This is a genomic window from Streptomyces sp. NPDC043726, assembly GCF_056436565.1.
In genome coordinates, this window is sequence record NZ_JBWKCI010000019.1 from 83,015 (window position 1) to 94,146 (window position 11,132).

The following is an 11,132-nucleotide window of genomic DNA, read 5'->3' on the forward strand; positions in this document are numbered from 1 at the left end:
GCTAGGGCGGCCGGCCTCGACCGGACGGCTGACAGGCGTGGACGTCAGAGATTCGTCATGGTTCGTGAGCCCTTCGAGGGGGTGCCCGCGGCCTACGGTCGGGGCATGAAACGGACTCCGGCACGGGCCCTGGAACGGTCTCCCTTCTCGCCCGGCTTCTGGCGCAGCCCCCTGCGCGGCCCCTGGCTCACCTCGGTGCTCGGCGTGGTCCTGCTCGGCGGGATCACGGTGCTGTTCGTGACGGGCCTGGTGTCGTACGCCGCCTACAACCCGGATCTGTCGCCGGTGAACGACAAGACCCCGGACAAGGGGATCCTCGGCTTCTACCTCTTCTCCTGGCCGACCGATCCGCACTGGCTGTACCGGCTCAACCAGGGCGTCCACGTCACCCTCGGCCTCACCCTGATCCCGGTGCTGCTGGCCAAGCTCTGGTCGGTCGTGCCGCGGCTCTTCACGCTGCCGCCCGCCCGGTCACTGGCCCACGCCCTGGAACGGATCTCGCTGCTGCTCCTGGTCGGCGGGGCGCTGTTCGAGTTCGTGACGGGCGTGCTGAACGTCCAGCTCGACTACCTCTTCCCGGGCTCCTTCTACCCGCTGCACTTCTACGGCGCCTGGGTGTTCTTCGCCGCGTTCGTCGCGCACGTCGTGCTGAAGACGCCGACGGTGCTGCGCAATCTGCGGCGGATGAGGGAGGAACGGAACGACCTCGTCCCCACCGCGCCGGCCGAGCCGACCGTCTCGCGGCGCGGGGCGCTGTGGTTCGTCGGGGGCGGCTCGCTGCTGCTGTTCGCGACGAGCGTCGGACAGAACTTCGACGGCCTGCGCTGGACGGCCGTCCTCGCCCCGCACGGCCCCGCCGACCCGGGCGACGGGCCGAACGGCTTCCAGATCAACAAGACGGCCGCCTACGCGGGGATCCGTCCGGCGGAGACCTCGGACGAGGCCTGGCGGCTGGTGGTCACCGGCCGCACCGGGACCGTCCGGCTCAGCCGCGCGGACCTGCTGCGCATGCCCCTGCACAACGCCGCGTTGCCCATCGCCTGCGTCGAGGGCTGGTCGACCTCCGACCAGTGGTGGCGTGGCGTACGGCTGCGCGACCTCGCCGCGCTCGTCGGGTACGACGATCCGCCCGACGTGTTCGTGGAGTCCCTGCAGCGGCGCGGCGCCTTCCGCAGCGCCGCCCTGCGGGCCAACCAGGCCGCCGACCCGCGTTCCCTGCTCGCCCTGTTCGTCAACGGCGAGGAGCTGTCCCCCGACCACGGCCACCCGGCCCGGGTCATCGTGCCCGCGGCGCCCGGGGTGCTCAACACCAAATGGGTGGCCCGGCTGACGTTCGGAGACCTGTGATGCGCCGGATCCCGTGGGGAAGTCCGTTCCAGATCCTGCTGCTGGCCTGCTCGTTCGCGCTCGCCGGATACGCGGGGGTGCGGCTGCTGGACGGGGACGACTGGCTTCAGATCGCGCTGTGGTTCGTGGGCGCGGCCCTCGTGCACGACCTGGTGCTGCTGCCGCTGTACGCGGCGGCGGACCGGGCGCTCGGGACGGCGGCGGGCCGGCATGTCATGTACGTCCGGGTCCCCGCCGGCCTGTCGCTGCTGTTGCTGCTCGTGTGGTTCCCACTGATCGCCGGCCGGGTGTCGGAGCGCTACAGCTCCGTGACCGGACTGTCCCCGGACGGCTTCCTCGCCCGCTGGCTGCTGGTGACGGCCGTGCTGTTCGGGGCGTCGGCGGTGCTGTTCGCGCTGCGGTTGCGCAGGGCGGCGAAGGAGCGGCCGCCGGCCGTCCACTGACCCACGGCACGCCAGCCGGCCCGGCCCGCGTGCCGCAGCAGGGCGGGGGTGCCGAGGCGGGCCCACGGGAACGGGGTCCCCTCGGCGCCCCGGGCGTCCGTGACATGCACCAGGGTCCTCTCGTCCAGGTCGAGCCCCGGCACGGTCTCCACGATCAACAGGCCGCCGGGGCACAGGATCCGGGCCATCCGGGCGAGGAGCGCGCCGGGATCGCCGCCGATGCCGACGTTGCCGTCGATGAGCAGGGCGGTGCCCCAGCGGCCCTCGCCGGGGAGCGGGTCGAAGACGGAGCGGTGCAGGGCGGGGGCGCCCAGGTGCTGGGTGCGGGCCACGGCGGCGGCGCTGACGTCGATGCCGAGGGCGGGGCGGCCCTGCTCACCGAGGGCCGCCACCAGGCGTCCCGGGCCGCAGCCCACGTCCAGGACGGCGCCCTCGCAGTGCCGGAGCACCTCCATGTCCGCCGCGTCCGCCCGCCCGCACCAGCGCTCTATGTCCAGGGGGAGCAGCCGGCCGTCGGCCCTGCGCAGGAACAAGGGCCCGCGGCCGGTGCGCAGGGCGTGGGTGTAGGGGTCGGCCGACCACGTGGGCGTGGGCGGGGTCCGGGTGCCGGGGGTCATCGGCGGCCCACCGCGGTGAGTTGCTCCAGCAGAGTGGCGAACCGCCCGCCGGGCGCCTGCTCCGCCACCGCGCGCGCGTCGGCCGCGGTGTCCACGTCCCGCAGCACCGGAAGGTCCCGCACCCGCAGACCCGCGAGCCGGTCCCGCTGGGCGGCGCCCGTGTACGGGGTCGACATCGGCACGCCCCGCAGCAGCGCGGGGTCCGGGTCGGCGAGGCCCAGGGCCCAGAAGCCGCCGTCCTCCGCCGGGCCGAAGCAGGCGTCGCAGGTCGTGAGGTCCACCGTGAGGAGGGGCGGGGTCACCTGGGGGGTGTCCATGCCGATCAGGAGCGCGGGCCCGTCGCAGGCGCCGAAGGCCGCGGCCAGACGTTCGTCGAGGCCGCCCGCGCTCTGCGGTACGACATCGAACCCCGGTGGGAGCCAGGGGCCGGGTGTCCCGTCCAGGACCAGGACCCGGCGTCGCGCGGGCGTGGCGGCCACGACGTCCAGCGTGTCCGCGAGCGAGGCCGCCGCCAGTGCCGCCGCCTCCTCGGGGGTGAAGGGAGGCGTCAGACGGGTCTTGACCCGGCCCGGCCGCGGCTCCTTGGCGATGACCAGGAGCGTGACAGCTGCCGTCATGCGTGGGCCTCCCGGTCCGACAGCACGCGGCTCATGTCCCGTACCGCCTGCCACGTCCCGCGCCAGGTGCCGGTGACCTTCGAGGCACCCGTGCGCGGGCGGTAGGGGACGTCGTACTCGGAGATCCGCCAGCCCTCGTCCGCCGCGCGCACGACCATCTGGAGCGGATAGCCGCTGCGCCGGTCCGTGAGACCGAGCGACAGCAGCCCCTCGCGGCGGGCGGCCCGCAGCGGGCCGAGGTCGTGCAGGCGCAGGCCCGTGCGGCGGCGCAGCAGGACGGAGAGCGCGAGGTTCCCGGCGCGGGCGTGCGCCGGGAAGGCGCCGCGGCCCTGCGGACGGCGGCGGCCGAGCACCAGGTCGGAGTCGCCCGTGCGGACCCGGTCCACGAACGGGACCAGGTCAGCGGGGTCCAGGGAGGCGTCGCAGTCGCAGAAGCAGACGATGTCGGCGGTGGCCGCCGACAGGCCCGCGTGGCAGGCGGCGCCGAAACCGCGCCGCTCCTCACGCACCACCGTCGCGCCGAGCGCGCGGGCGATCCCGGCCGAGCCGTCCGTGGAGCCGTTGTCGACGACGAGCGCGCGCCAGCCGGGCGGGATGCGCTCCAGCACCCAGGGCAGGGCCTCGGCCTCGTCGAGACAGGGGAGTACGACGTCGACGGACGGCGGGTGCGGTTCTGCGGCGGAAGAGGTCGTCACAGCGTTCACCCTACGAGTGCAAAAAGGGCATATCGGGCCTCGACTGCTTACGAAACAAGGACGTCAACAGGGGAGGGGCCCGTCCGCGCGCGCGTGGTGCGAGGCTGGCGGCATGGAACAGCAGCAGCCCCGGGTCCTCGTCGTCGACGACGACCCGACCGTCGCCGAGGTCGTCTCCGGGTACCTGGACCGGGCCGGATACGTCGTCGACCGCGCGGGTGACGGCCCGGACGCCCTCGCCCGGGCCGCCGAGCACTGGCCGGACCTCGTCGTCCTGGACCTGATGCTCCCCGGCATGGACGGCCTCGAGGTGTGCCGCCGGATGCGCGGACGCGGACCCGTGCCGGTCATCATGCTCACCGCCCGCGGCGACGAGGACGACCGCATCCTGGGTCTGGAGGTGGGCGCCGACGACTACGTCACCAAGCCCTTCAGCCCCCGCGAACTGGTGCTGCGCGTCGAGTCCGTCCTGCGCCGGTCCCGCCCCGCGCAGCCCTCGGGACCGCTGCGCGCCGGGGGTCTTTCGGTCGACCCGGTCGCCCGCCGCGCGGTCAAGGACGGCACCGAACTCGCCCTCACCATCCGCGAGTTCGACCTGCTCACCTACTTCGTGCGGCACCCGGGCCGGGTGTTCGGCCGGGAGGATCTGATGCGCGAGGTCTGGGGCTGGGACTTCGGCGACCTGTCGACGGTGACGGTCCATGTGCGGCGGCTGCGCGGCAAGGTCGAGGACGACCCGGCCCGGCCGCGGCTGATCCAGACGGTCTGGGGCGTCGGCTACCGCTTCGACGGCTCCGGCTCCGGCTCCGGCCCTGACGGCTCCGGCTCCGGCTCCGGCCCTGACGGCTCCGGCTCCGACCCTGACGGCTCCGGCTTTGACGGCTCCGGCACTGGCTCCGACGGCTCCGGCCCCGGCTCCGACGGCCCCGGCGCGACGGAGGGCGGCCGACCGTGAACGACACGCTCCTCATCGCCCTGTGCGCCTTCCTCGGCGCCGCCGCGGCCGGTCTCGTCGGGGCGGGTGTCCTCCGGCTGATCCGGCGGCGGTCGCTCGCCGTGCACCTGACCGCGGTCGCCGCCGTCGCCGTGACCGCGATGCTCGCGGGCACCCTCGTCGTCGCTCAGGCCATGTTCCTGTCCGAGCACGACCTGAAGGTCGTCACGCTGGTCGTCGCCATGGCCGCCGTGGTCTCCCTCGCCACCGCCCACCTGCTGGGCCGCTGGGTGGTCGCCCGCAGCCGCGCCCTCGCGCTCGCCGCCCGCTCCTTCGGCGACGGCGGCGCCTTCACCTCCCCCGACGGCCCAGCGGCGGCCGAACTGGCCGACCTGAGCCGCGAGTTGGAGGCCACCAGCGCCCGGCTCGCCGAGTCCCGGGAGCGGGAACGCGCCCTGGAGACCTCGCGCCGGGAACTCGTCGCCTGGATCTCCCACGACCTGCGCACCCCGCTGGCCGGGCTGCGGGCGATGTCCGAGGCCCTGGAGGACGGGGTCGCCGCCGACCCGGACCGCTATCTGAAGCAGATCCGCACCGAGGTGGAGCGCCTGAACGCCATGGTCGGCGACCTCTTCGAACTGTCCCGCATCCACGCGGGCGCGCTGGCCCTGAGCCCCACCCGGGTCTCGTTGTACGACTTGGTCGGCGACGCGCTGGCCGGCGCGGATCCGCTGGCGCGGGAGCACGGGGTGCGGCTGATCGGCGACATGGTGGACCCGGTGCCGGTCGAGGTGGACGGCAAGGAGATGAGCCGGGTGCTCGGCAACCTCCTGGTCAACGCGATCCGGCGGACGCCGTCCGACGGGACGGTCGCGGTCGCCGCCGAGCGCGACGGCGCGGGTGTCGTGCTGTCGGTGACGGACGGCTGCGGCGGGATTCCCGAGGAGGACCTGCCGCGCGTCTTCGACACCGGGTGGCGGGGCACGGACGCGCGGACCCCGCCCGCCGGGGCGGGACTCGGCCTGGCGATCGTCCGGGGCATCGTGGAGGCCCACCGGGGCAGAGCCACGGTACGGAACATCCCCGGGGGCTGCCGTTTCGAGGTGACGCTGCCGGCGGCGGAGGGCTGAGGCGTCACTCGGTCCGCGCGAACTCCCGCATCCCGTCCTCGAATCCGACCTCCGGCTTCCACCCCAGCCCGTCCCGCAGCCGGGCGGAGTCGGCGGTGATGTGGCGTACGTCGCCGAGCCGGTACTCCCCGGTCACCACCGGCTCGGGGCCGCCGTACGCGCTCGCCAGGGCGCGGGCCATCTCGCCGACGGTGTGCGGCTCCCCGCTGCCGGTGTTGCAGGCGACGAGCGCGCCCGCGGGCGAACCGGCCTCCAGCGCCGCCAGGTTGGCCGCCGCCACATCCCGTACGTGCACGAAGTCCCGCCGCTGACGGCCGTCCTCGAAGACCCGGGGGGCCTCGCCACGGGCGAGCGCGGACCGGAAGAAGGAGGCGACCCCGGCGTACGGGGTGTTCCGGGGCATGCCCGGGCCGTACACGTTGTGATAGCGCAGGGACACCGCCTGACCGTCCGTCACGCGTGCCCAGGCCGCCGCCAGATGCTCCTGCGCGAGCTTGGTCGTGGCGTACACGTTCCGCGGGTCGGCCGGGGCGTCCTCGCCGACGAGCCCGGGCGCCAGTTCCTCCCCGCACTCCGGGCAGCGCGGCTCGAACCGCCCGGCGTCCAGATCGGCGACTGCCCGCGGCCCCGGCCGTACGACACCGTGCCGCACGCAGGTGTACCGCCCCTCGCCGTACACCACCATCGACCCGGCCAGCACGAGCCGCCGGACGCCCAGGTCCGCCATGGCCGTGAGCAGGACGGCCGTACCGAGGTCGTTGCGGGACACGTACTCCGCCGCGTCCCCGAAGCCGGTGCCCAGCCCGACCATCGCCGCCTGATGGCAGACCGCGTCGACCCCGGCGAGCGCCCGCCGGACGGCGTCCGGATCCCGTACGTCCGACTCCGGATCGGCGCGGACGTCGTACACCACCGGCTCGTGCCCCCGCTCCGCCAGCACCCGCACGACCTGCGACCCGATGAACCCGGCACCGCCGGTGACCAGTACACGCATGGCCCCACGCTAGGACGGCGACCGGGGTTTCCGGCGCCCCGCCACCCGGCATGTCACGGGTCCGTAAGGTCCGCCCGGTCCGAGGCCGACGGGAGCGTCACCGTGAAGACCGTCGAGCCCGGTTCGCTCGTCAGGTCGATCGTGCCGCCGTGGGCGCGGATCAGCGAGGTCGCCACGGCCAGGCCCAGGCCGCTGCCGCCGCGGTCGCGGCTGCGGGCCTTGTCGACGCGGTAGAAGCGGTCGAAGACGCGGGCGCGGTCGGCCGCCGGTATGCCGGGGCCGGCGTCGGCGACCCGGATGCGGGCCGTGTCCTGGGCGACCGACACCGTGACCGAGACCTCCGTGCCCGGCGGGGTGTGCACGGCCGCGTTGGTGAGGAGGTTGTCCAGGACCTGGCGGACGCGCTGCGGGTCCACGCGGGCGGGCAGCGTCGACGGGCCGGGAGGCCGGGTCAGCGGATGGTCCGGGTGGCTCGCGCGGAAGGCGTCCGCGGCCTCCGCCACCAGTTCCACCAGGTCCGTCTCGCGAGGGCGCAAGGGGGTCTCCACCTCCGCCGCGTCCAGGCGGGCCAGCAGCAGCAGGTCGTCCAGCAGGAAGCCCATGCGGGCCGCCTCGGCGCGCAGCCGGGCCAGGTGCTTGTCGCGTTCCTCGGGGGCGTTGGCGGCGGCGTACTGGAAGAGGTCCGCGTAGCCGCGCACGGACATCAGCGGGGTGCGCAGTTCGTGCGAGGCGTCGGCGACGAAGCGGCGCAGTCGCTGCTCCGCCTCCGTGCGCACCGCGAGGGACTCGTCGATGTGTTCCAGCATCGTGTTGAACGCGGTCCGCAGCTCCTCCACCTCGGGCCCGCCGCCGCGCGCGGCATGCCGTACCGGCAGCCGCGCCGAGTCCGTCAGGTCGTGCGAGGTGATGCCGCGCGCGGTGTGCGCCATGTCGCTCAGTGGCTGCAGACCGCGCCGCAGCAGGGACCGTCCCGCCACCACCAGCGCCAGCAGGGCCAGTCCGAAGGTGACCGCCTGGATGGTGATCAGCTGCCCCACGGTGTCGTCGATGTCGTCCATCGGCGCGGCGCTGACCAGGACCACCCCGGGCTCCACCTCGCATGCCCGCAGCCGGTACCGGCCCTCGCCCTTGAGGTCCTCGGTGCGCAGCACCTCCGCGCCGGTGGCGACCCGCTCCTCGGCGACGGTGGTGAACTCGTCGACGTCCTCGGGCAGATCGGTGGCCACCTCGGGCCTGCGCAGTTCGGGGGCGCCGGCCGAGACGTCGTACACGGCGTAGTACCAGCGGTAGTACTTCTTCCCGGACAGTGTCCCGTGGTCCGCGATGCTCTTGGACTGGGCGACCTGGGCCTGCGCCAGCTGGGTGTCGAGCTGGGCCGAGAGATAGTCGCGCATGTACGTCGTCAGCGCGGTGCCGACCACCGCGAACACCACCAGGGCCAGCGCCCCGACCCCCAGCGCGAGCCGGGTGCCGAGCCGCAGTCCGCCGTACGACCCGCGCAGCCGCCCGATCACTCCGCGGCCTGCCGCACGACGTACCCGAAGCCCCGCACCGTGTGGATCATCGGCGGCCCGGTGTCGTCGAGCTTGCGGCGCAGCCGGCTGACGACCAGCTCGACGACGTTGGAGCGGCCGCCGAAGCCGTACTCCCAGACGTGGTCGAGGATCTGCGCCTTGGTCTGCACGGTCGGCGACTTGCGCATGAGGTAGCGCAGCACCTCGTACTCGGTCGGGGTGAGCGTGAGCAGCTTCTCGCCGCGGCGGACCTCGCGGGTGTCCTCGTCCATGGTCAGGTCGCCGACCCGCAGCACCGAGCGCTGGAAGCCGGGCCCGGCGCTGCGCCGCAGCACGGTCCGCAGCCGGGCCATCAGCTCCTCCACCGCGAACGGCTTGACCAGGTAGTCGTCGCCGCCCCGGGTCAGCCCCGCCACCCGGTCGGCGACGCCGTCGCGGGCGGTGAGGAACACCACCGGCACCATCGTCCCGGAGCGGCGCAGCCGGTCCAGCACACCGAAGCCGTCCACGTCCGGCAGCATCAGGTCGAGCACGACGATGTCCGGACGGAACTCGGCGGCACGGCGCAGCGCCTCCTCACCGGAGTTCGCGGTGACCGCTTCCCAGCCCTCGTAGCGGGCGACCGTCGCGACGAGGTCGGCGATCGGCGGATCGTCGTCCACGACGAGGAGTCGTACTTTTTCCACCCGCTCATACTGCTTCACCCGGCCCTCCGCACCACAGCCCCGTCGTGCGTCCCCTGTCACATCGATAACCACTTGAAAGACGTACGACAGGTGATCGACAGCTTCACCCGGCCAAGCTCGGTACCCCGGCCCCTGAAACCCCCATGAGGAGCTGCCGCCCGTGACGACCGTCCAATCACCCCCCACGCCCCCCACGGCGATACGCCCCAGGGTGGTGGCCCGCACCGGCCTGTACGCCGTGCTGGCCGTGAACGTGGCCGTGGTGACCTACTTCTTCGTCGACGCGGGCTTCGGCGCCTCCAACGCGCTGCTCGTCCTCGGCCGCCTCGCCGGGCTCTACGGCGCTCTGCTCATGGCGTTCCAGCTGCTGCTGGTGGCCCGGCTGCCGTGGCTGGACCGCCGGATCGGCATGGACCGGCTCACGTCCTGGCACCGCTGGATCGGCTTCGGCATCCTGTGGACGCTGCTCGCGCACGCCGTCTTCATCACCTTCGGCTACGCCGACTCCTCCGGTCTCGACCCGGTCAGCCAGCTGGTCGACCTCGCCGAGACCGTCGAGGGCGTGCTGCGGGCCGTCGCCGCGCTGGTGATCATCCTCGTGGTCGGCGCGGTCTCCGGCCGCTATGCCCGGCGCCGGCTCGCCTACGAGACGTGGCACTTCATCCACCTCTACACCTACCTCGCCGTGGTGCTGGCCTTCACCCACCAGGTCGCGGTCGGTACGACCTTCACGGCCTCGTCGGCGGCCACGACGTACTGGTACGCCCTGTGGGGCGTCGCCCTCGGCTCGGTGCTGGTGGGCCGTGCCGTCCTGCCCCTGTGGCGCAACCGGCGCCACCGGCTGCGCGTCTCGGCGGTCGTCCCCGAGTCCGACGACGTGGTCTCGGTCTACATCACCGGACGCGACCTGGACCGGCTGCCCGCCCGCGCCGGACAGTTCTTCCTGTGGCGGTTCCTGACGAAGGACCGCTGGTGGCAGGCGAACCCCTTCTCGCTCTCCGCCGCCCCCGACGGCCGCACGCTCCGGCTCACCGCCAAGGCGGCCGGCGACGGCAGCGCGGGCCTGCGCCATCTGAAGCCCGGCACCCGGGTCTTCGCCGAGGGCCCCTACGGCGCCTTCACCGCCCTGCACCGCACCCGCCCCGAGGCCGTCCTCATCGCCGGCGGCGTCGGCGTCACGCCCATCCGGGCGCTGCTGGAGGAACTGCACGGACACGCGGTCGCCATCTACCGGGTCGCCGCGGACCGCGACGCCGTCCTCTACGACGAGCTGCGCGAACTGGCCCTCGCCAAGGGCGCCGAGCTGCACCTGGTGACCGGGCCCGTCCACCCGGACAAGCTGGCGCCCGCCGAACTGGTCAGGCTGGTGCCGGACATCGCGGACCGGGACGTCTTCCTGTGCGGACCGCCCGCGATGATGACCGCGGTCCTGGGCAGTCTGCGCGAGCTGAACGTGCCCAAGCCGCAGGTCCACTTCGAGCGTTTCAGCCTGGCGGGATGAGAGGGACACCGTGAAGCGAGCCATACCCGTCCTGGTCCTGACCGCCGTCGGTCTGGTCCCGCTGTGGCGCTACGAGCCGTCGACGGACACCTCGTCCGCCACGGCCGAGGCCGCGGCCCCCGCCCCTTCGGCGACCTCGTCGTCCGGTTCCTCCGCCCTGGTCGTCGAGGGCACGGTGGTGAACACGGAGAAGGGCCCCGTGCAGGTGGAGCTGACGTACGAGGGCGATGAGATCGCCTCGGTGCGGATGCTCCAGCAGCCCAATCATCCGCAGACGACCGCCGCCGTGCCGAAGCTGATCGAGGAGACGCTGGCGGCGCAGAGCGCGGACATCGACACGGTGTCCGGGGCCACGATCACGAGCGAGGGCTACAAAGAGTCGCTGCAGGCCGCGATCGACGAGAAGGGGGCGGCCGCGTCGGCGTCGCCCTCGCCCACCGAAGCCGCCTCCGAGGCCGTCGCCGGATCCACCGTGAACACGGAGAAGGGCCCCGTGCAGGTGGAGGTGACCTTCGAGGGCGATGAGATCGCCTCGGTGCGGATGCTCCAGCAGCCGAATCATCCGCAGACGACCGCCGCCGTGCCGAAGCTGATCGAGGAGACGCTGGCGGCGCAGAGCGCGGACATCGACACGGTGTCCGGGGCCACGATCAC

The 11,132-nt window shown here is 73.7% G+C and carries 11 protein-coding genes and 1 pseudogene; 6 read left to right on the plus strand and 6 right to left on the minus strand.

Features of this window, described 5'->3' with window-relative positions:
- Nucleotides 1-105: 105 nt before the first annotated feature.
- Complete coding sequence (locus AC068Z_RS38285; RefSeq protein ID WP_478566946.1) at nt 106-1,347, plus strand: molybdopterin-dependent oxidoreductase; 1,242 nt, start codon at nt 106-108, stop codon at nt 1,345-1,347.
- Nucleotides 1,347-1,790: a hypothetical protein gene (locus AC068Z_RS38290; protein ID WP_478566949.1), complete on the plus strand. Its 444-nt coding sequence runs from the start codon at nt 1,347-1,349 to the stop codon at nt 1,788-1,790. The genes AC068Z_RS38285 and AC068Z_RS38290 overlap by 1 nt, the downstream gene beginning before the upstream one ends.
- A 179-nt stretch (nt 1,791-1,969) precedes the next feature.
- Here AC068Z_RS38290 and AC068Z_RS38295 read toward each other — a convergent pair.
- The 3 genes and pseudogenes from AC068Z_RS38295 to AC068Z_RS38305 all read right to left on the minus strand — a co-directional run.
- Nucleotides 1,970-2,407: pseudogene (locus tag AC068Z_RS38295) on the minus strand (methyltransferase domain-containing protein); the annotation flags it as partial.
- Nucleotides 2,404-3,024 carry a TIGR04282 family arsenosugar biosynthesis glycosyltransferase gene (locus tag AC068Z_RS38300; protein WP_478566951.1) on the minus strand — a complete coding sequence of 207 codons (621 nt, stop codon included), beginning with the start codon at nt 3,022-3,024 and terminating at the stop codon, nt 2,404-2,406. The gene AC068Z_RS38300 and the pseudogene AC068Z_RS38295, both read right to left, overlap by 4 nt.
- Nucleotides 3,021-3,728 carry a glycosyltransferase family 2 protein gene (locus AC068Z_RS38305; protein ID WP_478566954.1) on the minus strand — a complete coding sequence of 236 codons (708 nt, stop codon included), beginning with the start codon at nt 3,726-3,728 and terminating at the stop codon, nt 3,021-3,023. Before AC068Z_RS38305 ends, AC068Z_RS38300 begins: the two co-directional genes overlap by 4 nt.
- Nucleotides 3,729-3,831: 103 nt before the next feature.
- On the opposite strand from AC068Z_RS38305, the gene AC068Z_RS38310 reads away from it, so the two are divergent.
- Both AC068Z_RS38310 and AC068Z_RS38315 read left to right on the plus strand, forming a co-directional pair.
- On the plus strand, nt 3,832-4,674 hold the full coding sequence (locus AC068Z_RS38310; RefSeq protein ID WP_478566957.1) for a response regulator transcription factor: 843 nt from the start codon (nt 3,832-3,834) through the stop codon (nt 4,672-4,674).
- On the plus strand, nt 4,671-5,783 hold the full coding sequence (locus tag AC068Z_RS38315; RefSeq protein WP_478566960.1) for a sensor histidine kinase: 1,113 nt from the start codon (nt 4,671-4,673) through the stop codon (nt 5,781-5,783). Before AC068Z_RS38310 ends, AC068Z_RS38315 begins: the two co-directional genes overlap by 4 nt.
- 4 nt (nt 5,784-5,787) lie before the next feature.
- On the opposite strand, the gene AC068Z_RS38320 is transcribed toward AC068Z_RS38315, so the two are convergent.
- From AC068Z_RS38320 to AC068Z_RS38330, 3 genes are read right to left on the minus strand one after another with little or no spacing between them, the layout of a single operon-like run.
- The gene (locus AC068Z_RS38320; protein ID WP_478566963.1) at nt 5,788-6,777 is read right to left on the minus strand and encodes an NAD-dependent epimerase/dehydratase family protein; all 990 of its coding nucleotides are present in this window, start codon (nt 6,775-6,777) and stop codon (nt 5,788-5,790) included.
- A gap of 53 nt (nt 6,778-6,830) precedes the next feature.
- On the minus strand, nt 6,831-8,291 hold the full coding sequence (locus tag AC068Z_RS38325) for a sensor histidine kinase (RefSeq protein ID WP_478566966.1): 1,461 nt from the start codon (nt 8,289-8,291) through the stop codon (nt 6,831-6,833).
- Nucleotides 8,288-8,977, minus strand: coding sequence for a response regulator transcription factor (locus AC068Z_RS38330; RefSeq protein WP_478567140.1), 690 nt, complete (start codon nt 8,975-8,977; stop codon nt 8,288-8,290). The genes AC068Z_RS38325 and AC068Z_RS38330 overlap by 4 nt, the downstream gene beginning before the upstream one ends.
- Before the next feature lie 160 nt (nt 8,978-9,137).
- Here AC068Z_RS38330 and AC068Z_RS38335 point away from each other — a divergent pair, with 160 nt between their 5' ends.
- Together AC068Z_RS38335 and AC068Z_RS38340 are read left to right on the plus strand one after the other, a co-directional pair.
- On the plus strand, nt 9,138-10,478 hold the full coding sequence (locus AC068Z_RS38335) for a ferredoxin reductase family protein (RefSeq protein ID WP_478566969.1): 1,341 nt from the start codon (nt 9,138-9,140) through the stop codon (nt 10,476-10,478).
- 10 nt (nt 10,479-10,488) lie between these two features.
- Nucleotides 10,489-11,132: FMN-binding protein (locus AC068Z_RS38340; protein WP_478566972.1), on the plus strand; the 644-nt coding region annotated here is incomplete at its 3' end.